The following is a 24,624-nucleotide window of genomic DNA, read 5'->3' as shown; positions in this document are numbered from 1 at the left end:
ACGGGGAATACCATTCAGTCACCAACTTGGTTGGGTATAGAATATGGGGGGAATCCAAATGCGTAATCCATTAGTACCGTTCGCGGCGATCGCAGTCATCGCCATCATCGCTATGATTTCATTGTCTTACTTTGGGGTCGATCAGGTGAAGGAAGCTCGCAAAGGGCCGTCAACTGCAGAAATGAAGCCGGAAGACTTGTTTGCATCTAAAGGATGTACAGGATGTCACGGTGGAAACTTAGAAGGCGGAACAGGTCCGAACTTAACAAAGATCGGCGCGAAGCTGAAAGAAGATGAAATTAAAGACATCGCAATGAATGGTAAAGGGCAAATGCCTGGCGGTCTTGCGAATGACGAAGAAGCAGCTGTTCTAGCCAAATGGTTAGCTGCTAAGAAATAAGAACAAGGGCATCTATCTCGTCACGAGATGGATGTTTTTTTTGTGGTGTATGGTATCTTTTTTAGCGCAAATCCGCTATTTTTAAAAGAGAGTTTTTCGGAAAATAGGAAGGATGAAGATGATGCAAATGAACGTCGTATTGGATCAACGACTCCAAAAAGTCGTGTCGTATATTCCACAAGGAGCAATCCTCGCAGATATTGGATCAGATCATGCATTCGTACCATGTTTTTGTATCCAGCAACATAAAATTGAACGCGCGATTGCAGGAGAGGTGAATGAAGGACCGATGGAAGCGGCAAAAGGACAAGTGGCGCTTGTCGGTCTCGAATCACAGATTGATGTCCGTTTAGGAAGTGGCTTATCGGTTTTAAAGCCGGGTGAAGCAACGGCGATCACGATTGCGGGAATGGGGGGAACGCTGATTGCCTCAATCCTTGAAGAAGGGAAAGATCGATTGTCGGGAGAGGAGCGCTTGATTCTTCAACCGAATGTCGATGCAGTCGATGTCCGGAAGTGGTTGCTGACGAATTCATATGCGTTATTGTCTGAAGCGATCGTCGAGGAGAACGGAAAGATCTATGAAATTCTCGTTGCAGAACGTGGAGATGAAACACTTTACTCAGAGGACGAAACAACACGTCAGTGGGAATTGTTCTTTGGACCACAGTTAATGCGGGAACGTGCACCAGAATTCATCGAAAAATGGCAGACTGAAAAACAGAAGCGGGAGTATATCCTAGCTCAGATGAAACAAGGACAAGCAACGGAAGTTTTATCTGAAAAAATCGAAGCCATCGAACGATTGATTCAAAAGATGGAAGAGGTGACGAACTAATGGCGAATGGGAACCATGTCATTGAGCAGTTTGAAGCATTTGCTCCGAAAAAATTCGCACTCGAAGGTGATCCGATTGGTCTACAAATCGGAACATTGAACAAGGACGTCAAACGTGTACTCGTGACACTTGATGTCTTGGAGTCTGTCGTCGATGAAGCGATTGAAAAGAAGGTCGATCTCATCATCGCACATCATCCACCGATTTTTAGTAAGTTAGCAAATGTAACGGATCGTTCTGCAACAGGACGGATCGTCACCAAATGTATCAAACACGATATTGCGGTGTATGCTGCGCATACGAACCTTGACGTGACACCAGGTGGGGTCAATGACTGGATGGCAGATGCACTTGGTCTTGAGTCTTGTGAAGTACTAGCACCGACGTTTGAAAACACGCAATATAAACTAAGTGTCTTCGTACCGACTGAGGCTGTAGAGCGCGTTTCAACAGCCCTTGCACAAGCGGGAGCAGGAAAAGAAGGGGACTACAGTGATTGTCAATTCCACGTCGATGGAACGGGTCAATTCCGACCGTTGACGGAAGCTACCCCGTATATTGGTGAAGCAGGGCGACTCGAACGCGTCTCAGAAGTCCGAATCGAGACGATCGTCACGGAACTGAATCAGAAACAAGTCATTCGAGCGATGAAACAGGCTCATCCATATGAGGAAGTCGCCTATGATCTCATTCGTCAAGAACGCCCGGCAACATCACTTGGTCTCGGACGGATTGGTCGGTTACCGGAAGCAATGACGTTACGGGAATTTGCAGAGCATGTTCGCGATGCGTTTGGAGTACAAAACTTACGCTTCGTTGGAGACGAATCACGCCACATCCAAAAAGTAGCAGTCCTTGGTGGTGACGGCAATAAGTATGTCTCGACTGCAGCATTTGCGGGAGCAGATGTCCTTGTGACAGGCGATCTCTATTTTCATGTGGCGCATGATGCGATGGCACTTGGACTAGCAGTTGTCGATCCGGGACATCATGTGGAGTCGGTCATGAAGGAAGGCGTCGTCAACGAATTGAAGCGTCGATTCGAACAGAAAAAAATCGACGTCGAGCTGCTGATTTCAACAGCGAATACAAATCCGTTTCAGTTTTTATGATGAATCGATGGAATACGTCGATACTACCGTCGTCGTATTTAGTAATAAAAAAACCGAGTCGCGATCCTCATTCGCGACTCGGTTTTGCTGTATCGATTGTTATGATCAAAGTACTTTGACTTTAGGCAAGATGCGTCGTAATTCAAGGAACGGTGTCTTGTCATGCGTACTGATATCAGCAGGATCATATTGTTGTAGAAAATCAATGACCTTTTTCGTGATCGGTGTTGGTGTTGATGCACCTGAAGTGACACCAACTTGAGTCACACCCTCAAGCCAAGTCAAATCAAGTTCTGTCAAATCACCAATCCGATGTGCTGGAGTTCCAGCGATGTCAAAGGATACCTGAGCCAAACGATTTGAGTTGTTTGAACGCGGGTCCCCGACGACGATGACGAGATCGCAATCTCCTGCTTGATCAGCCACCGCTTCTTGCCGGACTTGTGTTGCGTTACAGATTTCATTGTGTACTTCTACATGCGGATACTTTTTACGAACGTGTTCCATCAAAGCTTGGACATCCCATTGGCTCATCGTCGTCTGATTCGTGACGATGATTTTTTTGTGGGCAAGCTGAGGTGGGAGTTCTTCGATATCTTCGACTTTTTCGATGAGGTGCACATGCTCTGGTGCTACACCGACTGCACCTTCAGGTTCCGGGTGTCCATGTTTGCCGACGTAGATGACTTCATAATCATCCGCGACGACTTGGCGAATCAAATCATGTGTACGCGTCACGTCAGGACATGTTGCATCGACGACGTGTAAGTTTTTCTCAGCAGCACGGGCATAAACAGCAGGTGAAATGCCGTGTGCAGTAAAGATGACAGTGCCCTCTTGAATCGTCTCTAACGCTTCGAGGCGATCGGGACCATCGACAGTGATGACACCCATATTTTCGAACTCACGTGTCACGTGAGCATTGTGGACGATCATCCCTAAAATATGGATCGGACGTGGCAAGTCTTTATTCAATGCCGCTTGTTGTGCAAGTTTCATTGCATCGACGACACCGTAACAATAGCCGCGGGGGCTGATTTTTTTTACTAGCATAGTTATGGATTCTCCCTTTGCGAAAAAGAATGATTAGTTAGAGTGTACCATTGATTGAAGCTGAATGAAAATAGAGGAGTCTGTTTCATCCACAGAACATGCTATACTAATGAAGTTGTCAATTATTCAAAAGGGAGGCGAAGGGATGGAGTCTAAGAAAATGATGCGGTCGTATTTTTTTCAAATCACCGCCGTCTTATTCATCCTGATTTGTCTTGTCATTTCAGCGCTTGCCTTCACTGCTGACCGGGTCACGATTTCTCGGGTCGAGCAACAAACAGAGAAACAGAGCGAAAAGAGTGTCGAGGTCTCAGGAAATGCGATTCGCGACAATATTGGGAATCTGCACGAAGAGATCATGAGCTTGCAGTTGAATGTCAAAAACCCCGAAAAGCTGAAACAAAAAATTGAAGAATCAAATCTATTAGACATTGATACAGGATTTAAGAGTTTCTTCTACTTTGATCGACAGACGAAGCAAATCACTTGGTTCTCAAGTGAGGATCGACGCATAGAAAACAGTACGATCCTAAAAGATGATGAATTCTTGCAAACGTTGACGAGTACGGATTTTCATATGAGTAAGTTGTATACGATGGAATCAGACGCCGTTTCCTATATGTTCGTTCCGGTTCGAGACGGCAATGAACGTGTCGGTGTTTTTGGTGGTGGGTTAAGTGTCATGAACTCGATCGTCTTTCGGAATTCACTTGAATCATTTGACGATCAAACGATTGCCTACCTGTTCAATAGTAAAAAAGAATTGTTAGCCACATCCAGTAATCTGGTACCGGATGAAGAACGCTTATTATCGAAAAGTGTCATTGAACGTGCTTTTGAGTCGGTAGAGCCTTCTGAGATTTTTAGTACGAACCAAGATATGTATTACTTTGCGAAAGATTTGAAGGTGACGGATTGGAAGATTCTCGTTCGAACGCCACGAAGCGTCTTTTATGAACCAGTCTACACGACACGGCAACAGTATTTGATCATCGCTGCCTTGACGCTCGTCCTCAGTCTGATCGTCGGCTATTTGATGTCAAAACAATTGACGGCGCCGATGCTTGAACTTGTGAATAAGATTGAGAAAAGCACCTCACCCAAACCAATCGTTCTCGAGCGTGCCGGATCAAACGAAGTCAAGACACTCGTTGCTGCCTATAACGAGTACGCTCAACGGATGGAAAATGCGCGCCTTGAGCAGTTGAGTCAACAACAAACGATGTTACATCAAGAAAAACTAGCCTCACTGGGTCAACTAGCAGCCGGAATTGCCCACGAAATCCGTAATCCACTAACGCCAGTCAAGATGACGTTACAGTTGTTAGCAGCAGAAAAGGATCGTGATCCAGAAATGTTGATTCTCGCCTTATCGGAACTGGATCGAGCAAATGGCATGATTCAAACGATGCTTGATTTATCGAAAGGCGAAAACAATGCGCTTCAAAAAACGACGATCGATATGAATGATTTAATGAAGAAGCTGACATATATCTTAGAAGCGGAAGCTCATCATTACGAAGCGGACTGCAAAATTTATACACCGTCCTTCATGCCAAAGATTTATGCATCGGAAGAGGGGATTTTGCAGATTTTAGCAAACTGTGTCCGTAATGCTCTTCAAGCTGTCGCGTTTAAAGGACCGGATGGAATCTGTCATCTGCATGTCCACGTTTATCCAGAAGAAGTCGTATTCATTGTTCAGGATAATGGGGTAGGGATGGATGGAAATCAAATTGATCATGTCGGTCAAGCGTTTAAGACATCAAAAGTCGATGGCAATGGACTTGGACTCTTCATGTCGAAACAAATCGTTCGTGATCATAAAGGAAAGATGATTTTTGATAGTAAGCCAGGGGTCGGTACGACGATTCAAGTCCACTTACCTCGAAAGGAGCAAACGGAATGAAATTCAATAAGGCCTGGTTATTCGTCCTAATTGTTTGGATTTCATCCGTTTTGTTCATTTCCAATTTATTCGTCAATCCGGATCCGAGTCCACGTCGTCATCTCATCGGCTTCACGATCGTCAATGATAAACATGAATTTGCGCAACGACTTGTCGATGCGTTCAAGACACAAGCCAAACTGAATAAATATGAAGCAGTCGTCGCGACGTCTCATAACTCACGCATCAATGAACGTGAGCAGATTCAAGAGTTCATTCGAATGAAGGTGGATGCAATCTTCGTGACGACGCTGGATGATGTCTATATCGCTAGTACGTTAGAAGAGGCAGCCCGTGCTGGGATTCCGGTCTTCGCGATCGATCGATTGATTCGCTCCGAAGCAGTCGTCAGTTCGATCACCTCGAATAACCAATTGATCGGGGAACAACTTGCCTCGTTCATCAAACATGAACGCATCAAGCAGACGGGACGAGCCACCGCTAATATCATTGAAGTCGCAGGTACGGCAAACGTCAACACGACGAATGAACGACACCGGGGATTTTTGACTGGTCTTGAGCGTGAGGCGGAACTTCAAATCGTCGAATCCGTGAATGGAGATTACGACCCCGTCACTTCAGAACAGGTCATGACGCAGGTGATTGAGTCGGGAATTCCGTTTGATGCCGTCTATTGTCACAATGACGATATCGCGCTAGGTGTCCTCGAAGCATTGAAAAAAGCAGGCATCAAAGGAAAAATAATTGTCGGCATAGACGGGAATCGTGCTATATTAGAAGCTGTTGACATGAAATCGATGGATGCGACGGTCGTCCAGAGTGCTGATGAGATGATGAAAGTCGCCTTCAGTGCATTGAAGCTTCATACGAAAAACAAAAAGATTCCAACTCGTTTTTATACGTACTCCTATCTGTATGACGGTAGTAGACCCATAACCATGTTGAACTAATCGAGAGGCAGAAGCCTCAGCAAATAAGGAAAGGACGGTGTCAATTCATGAATGGATTCAGCCATTATCAATTACACCCGTTCGTCATCGAAGCACTCGATGACGCCCGCATCACAAAACCGACCGACATTCAGTCGCGGATCATCCCAGCTGCAGTAAAGGGACGCGATATCATCGGTCAATCACAAACCGGCACAGGAAAAACGTTATCGTTCCTTCTTCCGATCGTTCAAAACGTCGATCCAAAGCTTCAAGAATTACAAGCAATCATCGTTGCTCCAACGCGCGAACTTGCTTGGCAAATTCATGAAGAACTGAAATCGTTACTCGTGAAGGAACCAGACTTCATCAAGACGAGTCTCATTACAGGTGGAATGGATCGCGAACGTCAAATCGGTCGTGTAAAAGTCTCACCCCAAATCGTCATCGGAACACCGGGACGTATTCTAGATTTATTCAAGGAACAAGCATTGAAGCCACATTTCGTGAAGCATTATATCATCGATGAAGCGGATCAAATGCTCGACATGGGCTTCTTGCCAGAAGTTGACCGGATTGCGCAAGCTCTTCCAGAACAGCTTCAGATGATGGTCTTCTCAGCAACGATTCCTGAGAAATTGCAACCGTTCTTGAAAAAATATATGAATAACCCGCGTTATGCGCATGTGGATCCAAAACAACAGACAGCGAAGAAAATCGTTCACCATACGATTCCGGTCAAGCACCGTGAGCGCTCGCAATTGACGTTGAAAGTCGCGAAAGCGCTGAATCCGTATATCTGTTTGATCTTTACGAATACAAAAGCAGAAGCAATCGAAGTCGAAGCTTTGTTCTTAGAAGCAGGATTGAACGTTGGTTCTCTTCACGGAGACCTTCCGGCTCGTCGTCGTAAGCAAGCCATCAAAGAAATCAACGATGCGAAGTATCAATACGTCATCGTGACGGATCTTGCTGCACGCGGAATTGATATTTCAGGTGTCTCGCACGTCATCAACCATGGTATTCCAAAAGATTTAGACTTCTACGTCCACCGTGTAGGTCGGACAGGTCGTGTCGATCAAGATGGATTGGCGTACACATTGTTTGAAGATCACGAGAACGGTATGATCAATCGCTTAGAGGACCGTGGCATTCAATTCACGAACGTCGATGTCAAAGGTAGTCAAATCGTCGAAGTCAAAGAACGTCGCCGTGCGAAGCCGCACATGAAGACTGCCGTCTCGAAGACAGCGCATAGTCGCCTTTCGGGTGAAGCAGCAAAAGCGAAAAAACGTGTTAAACCAGGTTATAAGAAGAAACATCAATACAAGCTGAAAGAAACAGCAAAACGTGAACGCATCAAAGAACAACGTGGTGTCGGTCGCGCGCAACGTAAAGAAAACGCACGCAAATCAAAATAACATTGTCGAAGACACCCGTGAAATGAAAAAACATTTTTCGGGTGTCTTGTCGTTTTCAAGATTTGGTACACTGTAAAAAGAGAAAGGTGGAAAAGAACATGAAAATAGGTTCACACGTCTCCGTTTCGGGGAAAAAAATGCTGTTAGGTGCAAGTGAGGAAGCGGCATCTTACGGTGCAACGACGATGATGGTCTATACAGGAGCACCTCAAAATACACGACGTAAGCCGATGGAAGAGTTACGGATTCAAGAAGCATTGCAACATATGAGTGCTAATGGAATAGAGGAAATCGTTGTGCATGCACCGTATATTATCAACTTGGGGAATACGACAAAACCCGAGACATTCGAACTCGCCGTTTCGTTTTTAGCAGCTGAGATCAAACGAGCAGAGGCATTAGAAAAGGCACAGCATATCGTATTACATCCAGGTGCGCACGTCGGGGCTGGAGAGGATGTTGGAATCAAACGCGTCATTCAAGGACTCAACGAGGTACTGACAGGCGAAGAACGGGTCAAGATCGCGCTTGAGACGATGGCCGGAAAAGGATCGGAAATCGGAAAAACCTTCGAGGAGCTTGCTCAAATCATCGAAGGCGTCACACATCATGATCGTTTGTCTGTCTGTCTCGATACATGTCACGTGCATGATGCGGGATACGATATCGTGCACGACCTAGATGGTGTCCTCGAACAATTCGACCGGATCGTCGGACTCGATCGTCTTGGGGTCATTCACGTAAACGACTCGAAGAACGTCCGCGGCGCACGGAAGGACCGTCATGAAAACATCGGCTTTGGTGAGATTGGATTTGATACGTTACACCGTGTCGTGCATCATCCTGCACTTGCCCATTTGCCAAAAATTCTAGAGACACCATACATTGGACTCGATCCAAAGAAAAAAGTCGCGCCGTATAAAGAAGAAATTGATATGTTACGTTCTGGTGCATTTGACGCGGACTGGCGTTTACCGATTCTAGGTGCACCGGTCGAATAACTCATAAAGGGGTGTCTGTGATGTGTCATCTATTCGTCGTCGATGAGGCAAGCTTCGCGATCCGACAAGCTGTTGTCCACTATTATGAAACAAAGGAACCGTTTTATTTGCCGGGAGAACTGGCAGAGGGAGAAGAAGTTTTTCTTTCGACGACCAATGGTATCATTGCGTATGCAGAAGCTTTGTTTACGGAGTATACGACACGTCCAGAAGATCCGTTTTGGTTGACGGCTGCTGACGACTCAGAAGGGTCCTATGTGTGCCTTGACCTCATCAGTGTGGATTTACGTCATCCCTTACTTGGACGACCACTCGATCAACTTGGTCTTAAAACCGGACCAGTCGAAGGCGTGGTTCGCACACGTCTGCTCGATTCATGGCAGTATGGGTATTTCGAAACGGATGTACTGACACTCGAACAGTCTAAACAACGTCGAATCGAGCGCTTTAAGGAGCGAAATCATCTGGAACAAGTCGCGCGTCAATGTGTTCATTGTGAGGAGTCTAGGCAGTCGTTACTCGAATGGCATTTGACACCAGAAGGATATCAGACGGTTTGCCCGACCTGTCACCGATGGTTACATCAACAGATGTTGCATGCGGTAGATACGGCTGCGGCAACGGAAGAGAGTGAGTAAAAGCTTTCCCTATTCAAGCGGAGCTCGCACGAATGATCATTTAATCATTAAAACCTTAAACAGAATCAAAAAAATCGTTCTCTGACTGCCTGGCGCAGAAAGAGAACGATTTTTGTTTGAATTAGAAAAAGCGTTCTACTAAAAATAGATAGATTTTCATCCCAAGGAAGACACCAAAGATCCCGACGATAGCTGGGAAAACGGGTGGGGCAGGAATCGGCAGTTTCAGTGCGGTGAATACGACACCGCAGATGACGCCTGCGAGAAGGGATAACAAAATTTGTTGAAGCATACATTTCGTCCTTTCTGCTGTAAATCAGCATTTGAAGTAAAGTACATATTAAACGTCAAGTAGCGTTTTGATCAAGAATGACTTTGTCATCCTTTTTTTCGATTGTGATCCACTTTTGAGTCAATGGAGCTGTAAAAATAGGTTTTTGTTTTAGTTTGCCGCTCGTATAGTCTTGAATCAGTAACTGGGATTCACAGCTCTGTTTTCCGTCTTTGACGTAATGATAGGATCCATCGGCTGCCTGTTCACGCGACTTCACATTATCAGCAAGGGCGAGGGCGAGACAATCCTTTAAATACTCTTTATGTTCTTCGTCCATGATCGGGAACAAGATTTCAATCCGTTTTCGCATGTTACGCGTCATCCAGTCAGCGCTTGACCCATACATCAAATCCTGTCCGTTGTGATGGAAGTAGAAGATGCGTGAATGCTCCAAGTAACGATCGACGATCGAGATGACGCGAATGTTTTCCGAAACATCTGGAATGCCAGGACGCAGACAACAGACGCCCCGAACGATGAGTTCGACTTGGACACCGGCACGCGATGCCTTGTAGAGCCGTAAAATGATGTCTTTTTCCGTTAAACTATTCATCTTGGCAACGATTCGACCGTTTCCGTGTTTTTTATGATGATGAATCTCTTCATCAATCAATGACAGGAACTTCTCAAGCATTGCATTTGGTGAAGTTTGGATGACGTTCCATTCCGGCTGTTCCCCGTACCCGGATAACCAATTGAAGAAGTTCGTCGCATCTTCGGCGATTTCTTCCCGAGCCGTCAGCAATCCGACATCCGTATATAACTTCGCAGTCGAATCATTATAATTGCCAGTACCAAGATGGACGAAACGCTGAATCTTGCCTTCGTGGAGTCGGACGACGAGCGTGATCTTCGAGTGGGTCTTTAAATCACTATATCCGTAAATGACATGGGCGCCGACCTTTTCTAGTTGCTTCGCCCATTCAATGTTCTTCGCCTCGTCGAATCGAGCCTTAAGTTCAACAAGGACGGTGACCTGTTTCCCGTTTTCGGCGGCCGTTTTCAAGGCCTTGATGATCGGAGAATCACCAGATACGCGATAAAGCGTTTGTTTGATGGCAAGGACGTTCGGATCATTCGCCGCTTGGACGATGAACCGGACGATCGGATCAAACGTATGATACGGATGATGCAAGAGATAGTCGCGTTCCAGCAATTGATTAAACAGATTTTTTGAACTATCGAGTGCTGGTGGGTCGACCGGCATGATCGTCTGATAAATCAAATGATCATATTCAATACCGATTTGACTGTAGAAGGCAAAGGAGAACGTCAAATCAATCGGACCATCCACGGCAAAGATGTCGCGTTCCTGTAAATCCAGTACATCGCGTAACATGTTGAGCAGTTCGGTATTGATGGCAGCTTTTTGAACTTCGAGTCGAATGGCGACTCCCCAACGTCGTTTTTTTAATTCTTTTTCAATTAGCTTTAATAAGTCATGCGTACCTTCTTCATGAAATGGAAGGTCGGCATTACGTGTAATCCGAAACGGCATGGCAGACAAAACACGATAGCCTTTGAATAGACTATCGATGAAGGCGATGATGACGTCTTCGAGTAAGATGACAGCCGTCGTCTCGTCATCATCTACTGGTAAGTCGACGAATCTCGGTAAGACAGCAGGTACTTGTACGAGCGCTAAATTCCGTTTCGTTCCATCCTCTGCCTCGAGTACTGTTGCGATGTTGAGTGACTTTGACGAGAGCATCGGGAATGGACGATAGGCATCGACGGCAACAGGCGTGAGTACCGGAAAAACTTGTTCACGGAAAAAGGATTTTACATAGGTCGTCTGTTCTGAAGTCAGGGCGTCGTATTTTAAGAATGTAATGCCTTCATCGGATAACGTCTGATTGATTGCTTGAAATGCTTCGTATTGCCGATCGACTAACTCTTTTGTTTTCGCTGCGATCGCACGCAGCTGTTGTTTCGGTGTCATCTGTTGTTTATTTTCCGGTTTATTGAAACCGGCGAGTACTTCATCCTTTAAACCACCGACCCGTACCATATAGAACTCGTCTAAATTGGAACTAAAGATCCCGAGAAACTTAAAACGTTCCATTAACGGATTGCGCGTATCGAACGCTTCATCTAGTACACGTTTGTTGAATTGGAGCCAGCTAAGCTCACGATTATTGAAATGTTCCGGTATGTCGAGCTTCATGAAGGAAGATCTCCTTTCGTTTCGAAGGTAATCGTACAATCAATGATTCGTTCCAGATGTTTCTTTTGTTTTTCCGCTTTTTCGACTTCGAATCCATAATCATGATCACCCGTATCGAGAACGAATTGGAGTTGATCCTTTTCAAGGAACAGTTCCAAATGATCGACAGCTTTTCGCTCCGTCACGTCGAGCGCATGACTTAATTTGAGGAGAGATCCAAGTAGGTCGAAGCGATCCAGCGATTTTTCCGTAAACCAGTCCTTGAAAGGTTTCGCAAGCTGGTTCATCCGTTTGGCAGAAGAATAGGAACTGACGAGCGAGAGAGCAACGCGATCCTTGTGCGTCATGCCATTCAATTCGGTATTCGTCAACAGGTAGAACGTCTGGTCCGATCGTGTATCTGGATTAATGTATTGTCCACAATAAAATAAGCGACTTGCTGAATCGAGCAGTCGTAGATCAGACGCGCGTTCTGAAATCAAGTCGAGCGTGACGAGCTGCCGGTACATCGATTTGGCGAGTGTTCCAATATATGACGCACGATCTCGATTGACCTTATAGTCGCTTTCGAGCTGATAGAGACTTTGCTCACGTACATTTTCAATCCGACGGTATGCTTCGTCCTGCACATCGAACTCGTAAACAAGACCTTCGCGAAGACCGAGATTACTCATTACGAATTCTTCCGCTTCGATGTGATGGGCTAACTCTTGAATCGCAATCAATGCCGGCAGGAAGATATCAATTCGATCTTTTGAGAGTCCTTCGATTTTCGATAGTTGTTTCGCCGACCTTCCTTCGAGATCGTCGACCATCTTCGCGAGTTCTTTCGCTTTGATTTGATATTGGTGAACACTTCGAAGGGGATAGTCCTGATTCGACTGATGGATCCGAACGAAATTTCGGGCTGAACCACCGACACCGATTAAAGGAAGCTTTTTATCACTCAGCCATGGAATCGATTCGAATTGTTCCCGTAGGAATTTCACCAATTTCTTCTTATCGCTGGCACTTAGTGTCTCGTCCGAAACGAATTGCCGTGTCAAGGTGACGGCACCAAATGGAAAGCTGTGATACGCCACCATTTCGCGATTTTCAATCAAGGTGACTTCCATGGAACCACCACCGATATCGACAGAAAAGCCATCAGTCAGGAAGGTCGAATTGATGATGGCAAAATAGCCATAGTATGCTTCTTGTTCATCTGTCAGAACCTGAATGGAAAAAGGCGTGTTTTCTGTAACGGATTCAACGATGGCATCTCGGTTCGTTGCATTACGGATGGCTGCTGTCGCGACACAGATCGTTTCTTCGACTTCATGGGTGACACCAACTTCATAAAAACGATGTAAAGTTTCTTCGAGTAAGGCGATGCCTTCATCATCGAGTGCTCCATCCTCGTTGATGTGAGCAGATAATCGGGCGACGACTTTAATATTAATCTTCTCGATATAGCGACCAGAAGCGATCGGATGGAAGATAACATAACGAATCGAGTTGGAACCGATATCGATGACTGCAAGTTCTTGTTTCAAATGACTCCGACTCCTCTCTGCGATGCGTGCACTAAAAGAATTCCCTCTCTGAACAAGCCGGAAACAGCTAGCTTCTTTCTTTATTGTACCTTGAATGTTTTCTAAGGAGGATAGGAAGTTGCTAGAGTTGCACCAATAATTGGCGGGCGCTATAATAAGACAGTTGATTAAGGCGTAATTATTCCGTTTTACGAAAACGGAAGGAGTGAAAATAAATGGAAACACCAATCATCGAGATTGATCAAGTCAGCTATGATTACCCAGATCGTCGGGTGTTGAATCAAGTCTCGTTTCAGGTCGAGCAAGGACAATTTTTAGCAATCGTCGGGGAAAATGGATCCGGAAAATCGACGCTAATCAAATGTATATTAGGGTTATTGCAACCGAAAGGAACGATTCGTTTATTTGGACAATCCCAATCACAATTCAATGAATGGTGGCGGATCAGCTATGTTTCGCAAAAAGCGGCAGCGTTCAACTCCGGTTTTCCGGTGACTGTCGCAGAAGTCGTTGAGATGGGACTTTATGCAAAAAAAGGACTCTTCCGTCGTTTGTCTCGTGACGATCGAGAGAAAGTTCGGACTGCCCTTGAAACGGTCGGCATGTGGGAACGACGCGATTCAAAAGTCGGCGACTTATCTGGTGGTCAACAACAACGTGTCTTTATCGCGCGGGCACTCGTTAATGATCCCGATTTAATGATCTTAGATGAACCAACTGTTGGTGTCGATCAGCGGTACGTAAAAGAATTTTATGAAATTCTAGAAGAGCTCCGCCGAGATAAGCGACGGACATTCGTTCTTGTTACGCACGATATTCACTTCGTCAGTAAACTTGTCACGGATGTGATCCATCTGGTCGATGGACGTTTAGGGTGTAACTGTGGCATCAAAGAATACTGGGAACTGGATGAACAGACGATCCGTTCACTCTATCCGGTTCCGGGACGTGTCCTCGTTCACGAAGGGAAGAGTGTCCAATGATTGAAGCGTTCATGACGTTAAAGTTTTTACAGTACGCTTTGGTTGCTGCCATTCTGATCGGATTTACGGCACCGTTGATCGGTTCGTTCGTCGTTGTTCGTCGGATGAGCTTAATTGCAGATGCGCTATCACACGTCACGTTAGCCGGGATTGCGCTCAGTTTATTGATTTCTGGAATGGTCGCACAATTAGCAGACTTGAATCCACTGTATTTAGGAATTGTGACGTCAGTCATCGCGGCACTGACGATCGACTGGTTGCGGGCAAAGTATAAGCACTTCCAAGAACTCGCAATCCCAATCATCATGGCGACGGGGATGGGGCTTGGAGCGACGTTTATTAGTCTCGCGAATGGTTTCTCGATGGATCTCGTCTCTTTCCTATTTGGAACGGTCTCGGCTGTCGCCTTGACGGATGTGTATACGATCCTAGCTGTGACGGTCGTCGTCATCATCTTCGTCTTTGCCTTTTATAAGGAATTGTTGTTCCTCTCCTTTGACGAGGAGCAGGCGCGCGTTTCCGGGATTCGCCTTCGCTTAGTGCATATTCTTTTCATGATCGTCGTTGCACTTGTTATTGCGATCAGTATGCGAATCGTTGGGATTTTGCTTGTCTCAAGCTTAATCACGTTGCCGGTTGCGGCAGCACTTCGAATTGCGAAGAGTTTTAAGGCGACGATTTTTTTAGCCATCATATTTGGTGAAGTTGCGACAGTACTCGGACTCATCCTGGCCTATCAGTTCGATTTGGCACCAGGTGGAATGATCGTCTTGCTTGCGGTGCTTGAGCTGATCATCGTGATGCTGTTGGAACGTTTTTGGATAGGAGGGAAAACACATGAAGACGAACATCGAACAAGCGCGTGAACGAATGAAGGCTTCCGGATTTAAAATGACACCGAAGCGTCTCGATTTGCTGTCGTATCTGTTTGAAGTGAATCGTTATGTCAGTGCGCGGGAAGTAGCAGAAGCGCTTCGAACGTCTCATCCTTCGTTAAGTTATGATACAATCTATCGAAATTTGAATGACTTTTCGGAAATCGATTTATTAGAAGTGACGGAATTAGACGGTGAGATGAAATACCGAGCAGCCTGTGCTTCAGGACACCATCATCATCATTTGATTTGTCGAATCTGCGGCAAGACGGAGACGTTGAATGTCTGTCCGATGGAATGGGTTTCTCCGGTCCGAGAGACTGGTTTTGAAGTCGAGGATCATAAGTTCGAAATTTATGGGCGCTGTGCGAATTGTCAACGCATGACATCTTAAATGAAAGAGGATGCCCAGTCGGGCGTCCTTTTTTCGTTTTGGAAGACTAGTCCTGTTCAAAACGGGAATAGTCGAACAGAGGTGATGAGAAGATGATTTATGATACACAAGAAGCGCGACAAATCGATGAGTGGGCACGGACGTCTGGACTGCCACTTGAAGTGCTGATGGAACGAGCCGGAAGTCACACCGCAACACGTATCAAGGAGCGTCATAGGAAGACGGAGCGAATCTTGATTTTATGTGGGACAGGCAATAACGGCGGGGATGGGTATGTCATTGGTCGCGAACTGATTCGAGACGGTTTTGATGTCACACTATTTGCGCCATTTGGAGAGAATCGTTCGGATACATCTATCGTTCATGTTCATTATGCAGAAGCGTTTGGACTTGTGACCGAACAACCGTGTGGTCAATATGATGTCATTCTAGATGCCTTGTATGGAACGGGATTTGATCCAAAGCGGATTGATCCGGTGTTCGAAGCGCAGTGTGAATTCGTATCGGAACAAAAGCGGCAAGGGGCACGTATCTATGCCGTAGATGTTCCAAGCGGAGTGCCGACGGATCATGCAACGGAATTTAAGGAGACGGCGATTCGCGCAGACGTGACATTCCAATTGCATGCGATGAAACGCTCTGCTTTTTTAATACAAACGGCCCCGTTTTATGGCGAATCCGAAACGATTGATATCGGATTACCGACTTTTGGTGAATGGCGTGTGTCCCCTAAGGATGTGACCGCCTTATTCAAGCGGGAACCATACGGGCACAAAGGAACGTACGGGACGGCGCTATTGATTGGTGGAAGCGAGACGATGCCGGGTTCCATCCAACTCGCGACACGGGCAGCCTTACGAACAGGAGTCGGTAAACTACAAGTTGCGACGACGGCACTTGCGAAACACGGAATTATCGTCCAAGCACCGGAAGCAATGGTCATTGATCAGACGTTACCAGCGATTCAGGAAATGCTCCCTTCCATCTCAGCAGTTGGGATTGGTCCCGGATTATCGCAAGAGGCAGTCGAAACATGGGTGGACTATCTGCTTAAGAGTGATTTGCCGGTTGTATTAGATGCTGCAGCTCTAGTAAAAGAAAGTTATCCCGAACGAACCGCGCCAATCATCGTTACACCGCATATCGGGGAATTCGCCCGGATGACGAATCAGAGTGTCGCAAGTATTCAAGATGATCTTTTCGGTCAGGCAACCGACTATGCCATCTTGCATCAAGTGACTGTCGTTTTGAAGTCCCATGTCATCTTAATCGCAAAACCGGATGGAGGCGGATTCGTCGTCTCTGGTGCATCAAGTGGTCTCGCGAAAGGAGGAAGTGGGGATACTCTGTTTGGCATACTAACTAGCCTTCTTGCACAACATCCAACAGGCGATATCGAACAAACGCTAGCGCAAGGAGCAGAGTGGTATGCACGTGCTTCTCGGCAAGTTGAACGACGTTTACATCCGAGCAGTTTGTTAGCAACGGATGTCATCGAAGAGCTAGGTCGACTTGAGTTATAGAATAATGAATGTGAGAGAAAAAGTCTTCCGCGATACGCACAAGGGAAGACTTTTCTTTTTAGGAAAGAATTGACACATTCTATACGACAGGAGTATCATCAAGCGATGTCGAAACCTTTATACGGAAAATCTGACGGAAAGGAGGGGGAAAAGCATGGAGGATATCGTTCGGAAACAACAATGGTGGATCGGGAATTTTGCCTTATTCATGATGTTCGTTGGAGCTTTGATTATTTATACGACGACAGAAGAGACAATTAACAATGCGTATTTGAGTCGTTCTGTCATCATTTCATTTTTAATCGTCATGGGTCTATTTATTTTTTATATTAGCCGTCGCAAGATGGAAATCGTTTTGCAAACGCACTTATTGTCCTTGATGTTGCTCGTCGTTCCGATTACATCGATTAGCTTTTTACCTTACGCGGCAGTTACCGTTTGGGCAAGTTGCTTTTTGTTTTTGATGATCGCTTTAATCTCGTATCAACGCATCATGATGTGGTACGCCATCATGGTTGCTGTCGCAACTAGTTTGTATGTCATGTGGAATGCCGATACCGTGACGGTAGAAATTGATCCGACGGACCATTATGGACGGATTGGCATGATTGTGATTAGCGTATCGATTGCGCTTGTCATCAATCACTTGCATATCCGTAATTTAAATCGGTTAAATGACCTTGCGATACAATTACACGATACAGCGCGACGTGATGAGGAAACAGGTGTCTTGAATCGCCAAGGGTTAAACGAAATTGATTTTCCAAGACCCGAACAACAGCTCATTTTCGTCGGAATTCATTTAGAAAACTACTATGAGTTGGCGCGGTATTTCGGAGAAGATATTCAGTCACAAGTACTACGTGCCTGTATCGAGCGACTCAAGAGACAACTACCTCCTTACCAAGCGTTTGCTCGGATTGAAGCAGGAACATTATTGATCGTCATGGAAAAGCCGGACGAGGTGGCATGTAAGGAAGCGATGGAAGAATTGAGTCAAGCAATCTCCGTACCATACGAAATCGAGGGGCATCATGTCTACGTCAACATATCCATCGTCATCGATAATGGAGAAGGGGCAACGGACAATCGGAAGCGTCGGGTACAGCAGTTATTGACTGCGTTACAAGAAGCCGCGCAACAAAATGAACGTGTGATGTGCATTGACCAAGCCTGGCGTAAGGATCAAGAATTGCGAGTCAAAGCAGCACAATCGCTAGCGCAGGCTAATATTGAAACGGATTTTCATCTCGTCTATCAATTGCAGTATGATGTCCAATCAGAGCAATTCATTGGTCTTGAGGCATTGGTTCGATGGAAGACCCCATTGCAGGGAGCTGATCGACCATCCGTGTTCATTCCGATTGCTGAAAAAAGTGACTTGATCATTCGTTTAGGAGAGTGGATCTTTGAGGAAGGGTGTAAGACGCGTAAAGCATTAATTGGTCTGGTTCCGGATGAGTTTACGCTGTCGGTCAACGTATCACCACGCCAGTTGACGAGTGAGGCATTCATGCCATTCATTGAACGAACACTACTCAAGTATGCATTAAAGCCGCAACAAATTAAGATCGAGATCACAGAAAGTCAGTCGCTTGATTTTGAGAGTCAGTCGATTCATCGAGCGCTTAAGCGTATCAAAACGCTCGATTTCCCGGTTTCGCTTGATGATTTCGGAACCGGACATGCCTCATATCACGTCCTAGAACGCTTATTGCCATTACGTCAATTAAAGATTCCGAAGCAATTCATCGAACAAATCGGCGAATCGGAGAAACGACAATCCATCCTCGAGTCAATTTTCCAATTGAGTCAATCGATGCATGTCGAATGTATCGTTGAGGGCGTAGAGACAGGAGAAGAAGTACGTATTGCCAAGGAAATCGGCATTCATCTATTCCAAGGTTATTTCTTTGCTAAACCGGTACCACTTGAAGAAATCATATGTCTCCTGCAAAAAACAAATGAAGGAACGGTCCGTTGACCAACAAAAGCCACTTCAGTCCGAATCGCGCGGAGGAGAAGTGGCTTTTTAGTATTCATTCCGATCGATACAGGCGATACTGATTTCGTCCTTGCGCTTTGGCTTCGTATAAAGCGCTATCCGCTTGCTTAAATACTGTTTCAGTTGGTTGTTGATGAGCGTAAGCAATACCTGCAGACACCGTAATGGATACGGCATGATCTTGCATGACGAATGGTGTTTGCTGAACGGCTGTTACGATTGTTTCAGCTAGGACGACAGGATGATGCAGTTCAATGTCTGGAACGATGACGATGAATTCTTCACCACCATATCGACCGACCGTAACCGGTGCCGGACAATGCTCGTTCAATAAGATCGAAAAGTGGCGCAAGACAGCGTCTCCGACAGCATGACCGTGTGTATCGTTTATATTCTTAAAGTGATCCAAATCAAACAAGATAACGCCCCAAGAATCTTTACTTTTTTCGAGCGCCGTGACTTTTTCTAAAATGACATGGCGATTCGCGAGTCGCGTCAATTGATCGGTCGAAGCAAGGTAGGATTGATAAGAATAAAGAACAAAATGCTGCTGAAGGAGTGAAGACAAACGATAAAACAAAAAGGCTCCACCAATCGTTAAAATGAAATATGGAATATAAATCGTTCCCCAGGCATCCGCTGGAGAGTTACTCATAATCAATCGCGAGAGTACGAGTAGGGAACCGACCGTGACGATGGCAGAAAAGAAGTAACCTTGCCGTTTGATGAATCGACGACAAATAAAAGAAAGTACTAGAAATCCAAGTAGTGTGATGACAGAACTAAACAGAGCGCTTAGTGAATCTCCACTATCAATCACGAATCGATAAATCAAGAGCATCAGCCCTGTTACGGCAATACTGATATTACCACCGAACAAGGCAGACAAAGCGAGAGGTAATAACCGTAAATCAATCAATGCTCCATTCAAGTCGATTGCATGATGCATAAGTAGAATGCCAGTTATACCATTGGACAGTCCGAAATAGAGGCGAGTAGACATTTTAGAGTCAGGTTGAATTGGCAAACGATCACGAAGTAAGTAAAAGGTGAACGTAGAAACGAAAAAAATAATACAGATATTCATAAAAAAGATAGTCACTGTTGCAAGCATCATGAAGCCCTTCCTATATCAAAGTTTCAATCCTATAGTCATTGTACGATATCAAGTCATGTAATGACATAAAAATGGAAAAAACAGCCTAATCGGCTGTTTTAACGAATCGGTGCAAATTTTTGAATCTCTTGAACGGCCTCATTCCATGAAGCGACACGAATGACATTATTCGGTACGGCTTTACGGTTATAAGGTGCGTCGAACAAGATGACAGGAATAGATGTGTCTTCTGCGATCTGCACAGCATTCTCTAATCGGTCTTCCATGAATAAATCGAGTGATAAATCACGGACGACTTGTACTTTGTCGTGTGATCCCGTCATGATCAAGGAATCAAGAGGAAGTTCGTGTTGTTTGATCCACTCTTCTGTTACGGGACGAACGAGCTCCGATCGTGCTGTCACGTAATGGAGATCATATTGCTTCCGCAAATTCCATAAGTGGTGGCGGACGTGTTCTTGAGGAATAGATTCACGATAGATCCCGGTCTCATGACCAGAGTTCACCATGTAGTCCCAAAATTCGATTTGATTCATATCGGTATACGTATGCAATTCATACTCGGACGCCTGGTCGAAGTCGATCGACGTTCCGAGATATTTATTCATGTAAGTGAAGCAAGAGGATGGATGTGTGATCGTTCCATCGATGTCGATTCCAATTTTCATTTACAGTCACCCACGTTCTAAAAATTTTTCTTCACTTAGTATAACATAGTCGAAATCGAGATACGAAAAAAGACTCCTCGCGAGGGAGGAGTCTTTAACTTATGCGTGGTTCGCTTTTTCGGCTTCTTTTTCAGCCTGTTTTTCGAGAACGATCGCATCAATCTCTTTCTTCAATTCTTCGACCATCGTTGCTTCCGGTACTTTACGGATGATTTCTCCGTGACGGAACAACAATCCTTCGTTGCGTGCACCAGCGATACCGATATCAGCTTCACGTGCTTCACCAGGGCCGTTGACCGCACATCCGAGAACCGCGACTTTGATGTTCGCTTGGATGTTTTCGATATAGTCTTCGATTTCTGCGGCAATCGACATCAAATCGATTTCGATCCGACCACATGTAGGACATGAGATCAATGTCGCCGCGTTCGCCGCGAGACCGAATGACTTCAAGACTTCTTTTGCAACCTTTACTTCTTCGACAGGGTCCGCTGAGAGAGATACACGAACTGTGTTTCCGATTCCGCGTGACAAAATCGCGCCAAGTCCAGCTGCTGATTTTAATGAACCAGAACGAAGTGGACCGGATTCCGTAATCCCGACGTGAAGTGGGTAGTCGAACGATTCAGAAGCGAGTTGATACGCTTCAAGCGCCAACTGTACGTCTGATGCTTTAAGCGAGACGATGATGTCATGGAAGTCGAGGTCTTCGAGGATCTTAATATGGTGCAAAGCACTTTCGACCATACCACGAGCAGTTGGATAGCCATATTTTTCAAGAATATGCTTTTCAAGTGAACCAGCGTTTACTCCGATACGAATCGGAATGTTTTTCGCTTTTGCTGCTGTAACGACGGCTTCTACCTTTTCGCGACGACCGATGTTACCCGGGTTGATCCGGATTTTATCGACGCCAGCTTCGATTGCCATAAGCGCAAGTTTATAGTTGAAGTGGATGTCTACGACAAGCGGAATGTTGATTCGGCTTTTGATTTCTGCAAGTGCGAGCGCATCACGTTCTTCCGGACAAGCGACGCGGACGATTTGGCAACCAGCTTCTTCAAGACGTAGGATTTCAGCGACTGTCGCTTCGACGTCGTGTGTTTTAGTTGTCGTCATACTTTGGATGATGACTTCATTATTTCCACCAATGACAAGGTCCCCTACACGAACGGGACGAGTCTTAGAGCGATGGACCATTTTCGGCATATCGAAAATCTCCTTTTGTGGCATACCGCCATATTGTTTATGTTTACCTTTTCTATCATATCGAACTATTCCCTAAAAATCGAGAAACAAGAACGAAAATTGAACATTTACAATTGTTTAATGAAAGAAGGGCGTCCGTCAATCCGTCGGACGCCTGATTTTAATACTCATTGAGGTTTACGTGAAGCGCGTGGCTTTGAGGAACGGGCAATCCATAATGGCACTAATGTGTAGACGAAGTGTCCAATTACGAGCACCCCGATTCCGAAGCGAGGATAATCGAGTTGGTATAGAAGCATACCAAGTGGGAAGGACCAGAGATTCGTTGCAACCGTATAAGGAAACGTTTGGCGATATGCCCACGGACGGGGAAGTAACAATCGAACGAATCCCTTCGTTAGATACGCCATGAACAACACGTAAAGTAATACAGCAATTGCGATAAAGATGAAATGAAGGATGAACCAAGCAACGATCGGGATGCTTTTTTGTAAAAAGAAGGAATCAATGATCGTCGTCCAAAGTGAAATCCAAGCTAATCCACAAAAATAAAGGGAAACATCTGCCAAACGAAGACGTAAAAACAGACGATTTGGAATTAAGGAAGTTTGTAAGTAATTAATCAGTTGACGTAAAAATGACAAGTGAATCACTCTTTCTACTGTTTTAAAACAGATTTCAATTGTTTGATTTTGATTGGTAATAAAGGGTTTTTGTGTAATGGTACAGATTAATAAAACCTTAACAAACGGATGTTGCAAAAACTATTTACAAGTTCACCGGACCTTTACATAATGGGGAAGTTGAGAAAATAAACTTTACAAACACATCAATCCACATGAAATAAAGGAGCTGGCAAGATGAACTATGATTTGCAGGAAATGATTTTCACCTTCATCGGTGGACTCGGGATTTTCCTATTCGGTATTAAGTATATGGGAGATGGGCTCCAAAAAACAGCAGGAGACCGATTACGTTATATCCTTGATAAATATACGACAAATCCATTGTTAGGTATCCTAGCAGGTATCGTCGTCACGATTTTGATACAGTCGTCGTCAGGGACGACCGTCATCGTCGTCGGACTCGTTAGTGCAGGTCTGATGAATTTACGACAGGCGATCGGAGTCGTCATGGGGGCTAACATCGGAACAACGATTACTGCCTTCATCATCGGCTTTAACGTCAAGGAAGCAGCGCTTCCAGCGATTGCGATTGGTGCTTTCTTGATCTTCTTCTTCAATAAAGAACGGGTTCAATACATCGGACAGATTTTCTTCGGATTTGGTGCATTGTTCTATGGTCTCACTTTGATGGGCGACGGAATGGCTCCGCTTGAATCAAGCGTCTGGTTCCGTGAGTTGACTGTATCGATGTCGGATAACCCATTGCTGGGTGTCTTCGTCGGAACAATCTTTACTGTTCTTGTTCAGTCGTCGTCAGCAACGATCGGTATCTTACAAGAGTTGTACGCTGGTGGCATGATCGATATCAAAGCAGCTCTTCCGGTCTTGTTCGGTGATAACATCGGAACGACGATCACAGCAGTACTCGCAGCACTTGGTGCGTCGATTGCAGCTAAACGAACAGCAGCAGCACACGTCATCTTCAATATCATCGGAACAGTATTGTTCCTGATTGCATTACCAATCTTCTCAAGCTTCATCACATGGATCACAGGCACGCTTGAATTAGGTCCGAAAATGCAAATCGCCTTTGCACACGGAACATTCAACGTCGTCAATACGTTGATTCAATGTTGGTTCATTGCGCAAATCGCATGGCTTGTACAAAAAATCGTACCGGGTACGGATACGACGATTGATTCAAAACCGCGTCATCTCGATCAAAATATCTTGAACCAATCTTCGGCACTCGCATTAAACCAAGCGAAGCTTGAAGTGTTACGAATGGGTGAATTCTCAAAAGATGCGCTTGCAAAAGCACACCGTTACACGCAATCGCATGATAAAAAGGATGTATCAGAATCAGAACAGATCGAATATGCGATTAATCATTTAAATACAGAAGTCACAAGTTATCTCGTTAAAGTAGCGGCACATGATCTATCAGAGCGTGAATCAAATGAACACTCGTTACTGATGCATGCCGTCAATGACTTTGAACGAATTGGTGACCACGTCGAAAACATCGTCGAATTGGTCGATTTCCAAATCGTCAACCGGATTCAGTTCACATCATCAGCGAAACAAGAGCTTGATGATATGTATGCCTTGACGCAAGAAATCGTCGACTGTGCCGTTCGCGCCGTCGAAGAGGACGATGTTACACGAGCTCGCAAAGTTCTAGAACTCGAAGGTAAACTTGATGCACTCGAACGTTCATTCCGTAAACACCATGTCCTTCGTGTTAACGCTGGCGAATGTACGGGCCAAGCAGGGATGATTTTCGTCGATCTCTTGTCGAACCTCGAACGAATTGGCGATCATGCTGTAAACATCACGGATCTCGTCCTTGAACAGCGGACGGCATTAACGAACTAAGCGAAATAC

General features: G+C 45.3%; 22 protein-coding genes. 14 read left to right on the top strand and 8 right to left on the bottom strand.

Features of this window, described 5'->3' with window-relative positions; genetic code table 11:
* The first annotated feature begins 58 nt into the window (after window positions 1–58).
* From cccA to KNQ15_RS05130, 3 genes are all read left to right on the top strand, one after another.
* Window positions 59–400 (top strand): cytochrome c550, encoded by a 342-nt coding sequence (gene cccA / locus KNQ15_RS05140; RefSeq protein WP_029341040.1) that lies wholly within the window; start codon window positions 59–61, stop codon window positions 398–400.
* A 121-nt stretch (window positions 401–521) separates the two neighbouring features.
* Entirely contained in the window at window positions 522–1,238 is a 717-nt protein-coding gene (locus KNQ15_RS05135; RefSeq protein ID WP_285801478.1) for a tRNA (adenine(22)-N(1))-methyltransferase, read from the top strand.
* Window positions 1,238–2,350, top strand: coding sequence for a Nif3-like dinuclear metal center hexameric protein (locus KNQ15_RS05130; protein ID WP_214728125.1), 1,113 nt, complete (start codon window positions 1,238–1,240; stop codon window positions 2,348–2,350). Before KNQ15_RS05135 ends, KNQ15_RS05130 begins: the two co-directional genes overlap by 1 nt.
* Before the next feature lie 105 nt (window positions 2,351–2,455).
* Here KNQ15_RS05130 and KNQ15_RS05125 read toward each other — a convergent pair whose 3' ends face one another.
* Window positions 2,456–3,403, bottom strand: a complete 948-nt coding sequence (locus KNQ15_RS05125) for a 4-hydroxy-3-methylbut-2-enyl diphosphate reductase (protein ID WP_214728117.1) — start codon at window positions 3,401–3,403, stop codon at window positions 2,456–2,458.
* 145 nt (window positions 3,404–3,548) lie between these two features.
* On the opposite strand from KNQ15_RS05125, the gene KNQ15_RS05120 reads away from it, so the two are divergent.
* The 5 genes from KNQ15_RS05120 to KNQ15_RS05100 all read left to right on the top strand — a co-directional run bounded on the left by KNQ15_RS05120 (window position 3,549) and on the right by KNQ15_RS05100 (window position 9,301).
* A complete protein-coding gene (locus tag KNQ15_RS05120; protein WP_029341044.1) occupies window positions 3,549–5,312 on the top strand; it encodes a two-component system sensor histidine kinase NtrB in 1,764 nt (587 codons plus the stop codon).
* Window positions 5,309–6,262, top strand: a complete 954-nt coding sequence (locus tag KNQ15_RS05115) for a sugar ABC transporter substrate-binding protein (RefSeq protein WP_029341045.1) — start codon at window positions 5,309–5,311, stop codon at window positions 6,260–6,262. The genes KNQ15_RS05120 and KNQ15_RS05115 overlap by 4 nt, the downstream gene beginning before the upstream one ends.
* Before the next feature lie 47 nt (window positions 6,263–6,309).
* Complete coding sequence (locus KNQ15_RS05110; protein WP_029341046.1) at window positions 6,310–7,662, top strand: DEAD/DEAH box helicase; 1,353 nt, start codon at window positions 6,310–6,312, stop codon at window positions 7,660–7,662.
* A gap of 98 nt (window positions 7,663–7,760) precedes the next feature.
* Window positions 7,761–8,663: a deoxyribonuclease IV gene (locus KNQ15_RS05105; RefSeq protein ID WP_214728115.1), complete on the top strand. Its 903-nt coding sequence runs from the start codon at window positions 7,761–7,763 to the stop codon at window positions 8,661–8,663.
* Between the two features lie 20 nt (window positions 8,664–8,683).
* The gene (locus KNQ15_RS05100) at window positions 8,684–9,301 is read left to right on the top strand and encodes a hypothetical protein (RefSeq protein ID WP_214728113.1); all 618 of its coding nucleotides are present in this window, start codon (window positions 8,684–8,686) and stop codon (window positions 9,299–9,301) included.
* Between the two features lie 121 nt (window positions 9,302–9,422).
* On the opposite strand, the gene KNQ15_RS05095 is transcribed toward KNQ15_RS05100, so the two are convergent.
* Genes KNQ15_RS05095 through KNQ15_RS05085 form a run of 3 tightly spaced genes read right to left on the bottom strand, consistent with a single transcriptional unit; the run spans window position 9,423 to window position 13,337 of the window.
* A complete protein-coding gene (locus tag KNQ15_RS05095; RefSeq protein ID WP_034785920.1) occupies window positions 9,423–9,593 on the bottom strand; it encodes a XapX domain-containing protein in 171 nt (56 codons plus the stop codon).
* A gap of 55 nt (window positions 9,594–9,648) precedes the next feature.
* Window positions 9,649–11,802 carry an RNA degradosome polyphosphate kinase gene (locus KNQ15_RS05090; protein WP_214728111.1) on the bottom strand — a complete coding sequence of 718 codons (2,154 nt, stop codon included), beginning with the start codon at window positions 11,800–11,802 and terminating at the stop codon, window positions 9,649–9,651.
* The gene (locus tag KNQ15_RS05085) at window positions 11,799–13,337 is read right to left on the bottom strand and encodes a Ppx/GppA family phosphatase (protein ID WP_214728109.1); all 1,539 of its coding nucleotides are present in this window, start codon (window positions 13,335–13,337) and stop codon (window positions 11,799–11,801) included. Before KNQ15_RS05085 ends, KNQ15_RS05090 begins: the two co-directional genes overlap by 4 nt.
* A gap of 215 nt (window positions 13,338–13,552) precedes the next feature.
* Here KNQ15_RS05085 and KNQ15_RS05080 point away from each other — a divergent pair, with 215 nt between their 5' ends.
* The 5 genes from KNQ15_RS05080 (at window position 13,553) to KNQ15_RS05060 (ending at window position 19,096) form a co-directional block, all read left to right on the top strand.
* Window positions 13,553–14,320 (top strand): metal ABC transporter ATP-binding protein, encoded by a 768-nt coding sequence (locus KNQ15_RS05080; protein ID WP_214728107.1) that lies wholly within the window; start codon window positions 13,553–13,555, stop codon window positions 14,318–14,320.
* Window positions 14,317–15,186 carry a metal ABC transporter permease gene (locus tag KNQ15_RS05075; protein WP_214728105.1) on the top strand — a complete coding sequence of 290 codons (870 nt, stop codon included), beginning with the start codon at window positions 14,317–14,319 and terminating at the stop codon, window positions 15,184–15,186. Before KNQ15_RS05080 ends, KNQ15_RS05075 begins: the two co-directional genes overlap by 4 nt.
* A complete protein-coding gene (locus KNQ15_RS05070; RefSeq protein ID WP_214728103.1) occupies window positions 15,158–15,589 on the top strand; it encodes a Fur family transcriptional regulator in 432 nt (143 codons plus the stop codon). Before KNQ15_RS05075 ends, KNQ15_RS05070 begins: the two co-directional genes overlap by 29 nt.
* A 92-nt stretch (window positions 15,590–15,681) precedes the next feature.
* The gene (locus KNQ15_RS05065; protein WP_214728101.1) at window positions 15,682–17,112 is read left to right on the top strand and encodes an NAD(P)H-hydrate dehydratase; all 1,431 of its coding nucleotides are present in this window, start codon (window positions 15,682–15,684) and stop codon (window positions 17,110–17,112) included.
* A gap of 154 nt (window positions 17,113–17,266) precedes the next feature.
* Window positions 17,267–19,096, top strand: coding sequence for a GGDEF domain-containing phosphodiesterase (locus tag KNQ15_RS05060; protein ID WP_214728099.1), 1,830 nt, complete (start codon window positions 17,267–17,269; stop codon window positions 19,094–19,096).
* Window positions 19,097–19,151: 55 nt separating this feature from the next.
* Here the strand turns inward: KNQ15_RS05060 and KNQ15_RS05055 are convergent, their stop codons facing one another.
* From KNQ15_RS05055 to KNQ15_RS05040, 4 genes are all read right to left on the bottom strand, one after another.
* A complete protein-coding gene (locus tag KNQ15_RS05055) occupies window positions 19,152–20,120 on the bottom strand; it encodes a GGDEF domain-containing protein (RefSeq protein ID WP_251137601.1) in 969 nt (322 codons plus the stop codon).
* Between the two features lie 212 nt (window positions 20,121–20,332).
* A complete protein-coding gene (locus KNQ15_RS05050) occupies window positions 20,333–20,902 on the bottom strand; it encodes a 5' nucleotidase, NT5C type (protein WP_251137596.1) in 570 nt (189 codons plus the stop codon).
* Between the two features lie 99 nt (window positions 20,903–21,001).
* Window positions 21,002–22,111: a flavodoxin-dependent (E)-4-hydroxy-3-methylbut-2-enyl-diphosphate synthase gene (gene ispG / locus KNQ15_RS05045; protein WP_023467533.1), complete on the bottom strand. Its 1,110-nt coding sequence runs from the start codon at window positions 22,109–22,111 to the stop codon at window positions 21,002–21,004.
* A 167-nt stretch (window positions 22,112–22,278) separates the two neighbouring features.
* Window positions 22,279–22,764, bottom strand: coding sequence for a hypothetical protein (locus tag KNQ15_RS05040; RefSeq protein WP_034785923.1), 486 nt, complete (start codon window positions 22,762–22,764; stop codon window positions 22,279–22,281).
* 207 nt (window positions 22,765–22,971) lie between these two features.
* Between KNQ15_RS05040 and KNQ15_RS05035 the strand changes: the two genes are divergently transcribed.
* Window positions 22,972–24,615 carry a Na/Pi cotransporter family protein gene (locus KNQ15_RS05035; RefSeq protein ID WP_029341057.1) on the top strand — a complete coding sequence of 548 codons (1,644 nt, stop codon included), beginning with the start codon at window positions 22,972–22,974 and terminating at the stop codon, window positions 24,613–24,615.
* The last annotated feature ends 9 nt before the right edge of the window (window positions 24,616–24,624 follow it).

Source organism: Exiguobacterium sp. s168, assembly GCF_018619035.1.
Lineage (GTDB): Bacteria > Bacillota > Bacilli > Exiguobacteriales > Exiguobacteriaceae > Exiguobacterium_A > Exiguobacterium_A acetylicum.
This window is presented reverse-complemented; position numbering and strand designations above follow the sequence as displayed.

Bases quoted from the DNA above. Each gene is read 5' to 3' on its own strand.
- KNQ15_RS05115 (WP_029341045.1), top strand. From the start codon at position 5,309: ATGAAATTCAATAAGGCCTGGTTATTCGTCCTAATTGTTTGGATTTCA.
- KNQ15_RS05095 (WP_034785920.1), bottom strand. From the start codon at position 9,593: ATGCTTCAACAAATTTTGTTATCCCTTCTCGCAGGCGTCATCTGCGGT.
- KNQ15_RS05105 (WP_214728115.1), top strand. From the start codon at position 7,761: ATGAAAATAGGTTCACACGTCTCCGTTTCGGGGAAAAAAATGCTGTTA.
- KNQ15_RS05075 (WP_214728105.1), top strand. From the start codon at position 14,317: ATGATTGAAGCGTTCATGACGTTAAAGTTTTTACAGTACGCTTTGGTT.
- KNQ15_RS05135 (WP_285801478.1), top strand. From the start codon at position 522: ATGCAAATGAACGTCGTATTGGATCAACGACTCCAAAAAGTCGTGTCG.
- KNQ15_RS05125 (WP_214728117.1), bottom strand. From the start codon at position 3,403: ATGCTAGTAAAAAAAATCAGCCCCCGCGGCTATTGTTACGGTGTCGTC.
- KNQ15_RS05060 (WP_214728099.1), top strand. From the start codon at position 17,267: ATGGAGGATATCGTTCGGAAACAACAATGGTGGATCGGGAATTTTGCC.
- KNQ15_RS05050 (WP_251137596.1), bottom strand. From the start codon at position 20,902: ATGAAAATTGGAATCGACATCGATGGAACGATCACACATCCATCCTCT.
- KNQ15_RS05130 (WP_214728125.1), top strand. From the start codon at position 1,238: ATGGCGAATGGGAACCATGTCATTGAGCAGTTTGAAGCATTTGCTCCG.
- KNQ15_RS05100 (WP_214728113.1), top strand. From the start codon at position 8,684: ATGTGTCATCTATTCGTCGTCGATGAGGCAAGCTTCGCGATCCGACAA.
- KNQ15_RS05070 (WP_214728103.1), top strand. From the start codon at position 15,158: ATGAAGACGAACATCGAACAAGCGCGTGAACGAATGAAGGCTTCCGGA.
- KNQ15_RS05035 (WP_029341057.1), top strand. From the start codon at position 22,972: ATGAACTATGATTTGCAGGAAATGATTTTCACCTTCATCGGTGGACTC.
- KNQ15_RS05120 (WP_029341044.1), top strand. From the start codon at position 3,549: ATGGAGTCTAAGAAAATGATGCGGTCGTATTTTTTTCAAATCACCGCC.
- cccA (WP_029341040.1), top strand. From the start codon at position 59: ATGCGTAATCCATTAGTACCGTTCGCGGCGATCGCAGTCATCGCCATC.
- KNQ15_RS05065 (WP_214728101.1), top strand. From the start codon at position 15,682: ATGATTTATGATACACAAGAAGCGCGACAAATCGATGAGTGGGCACGG.
- ispG (WP_023467533.1), bottom strand. From the start codon at position 22,111: ATGCCGAAAATGGTCCATCGCTCTAAGACTCGTCCCGTTCGTGTAGGG.
- KNQ15_RS05080 (WP_214728107.1), top strand. From the start codon at position 13,553: ATGGAAACACCAATCATCGAGATTGATCAAGTCAGCTATGATTACCCA.
- KNQ15_RS05055 (WP_251137601.1), bottom strand. From the start codon at position 20,120: ATGTCTACTCGCCTCTATTTCGGACTGTCCAATGGTATAACTGGCATT.
- KNQ15_RS05090 (WP_214728111.1), bottom strand. From the start codon at position 11,802: ATGAAGCTCGACATACCGGAACATTTCAATAATCGTGAGCTTAGCTGG.
- KNQ15_RS05110 (WP_029341046.1), top strand. From the start codon at position 6,310: ATGAATGGATTCAGCCATTATCAATTACACCCGTTCGTCATCGAAGCA.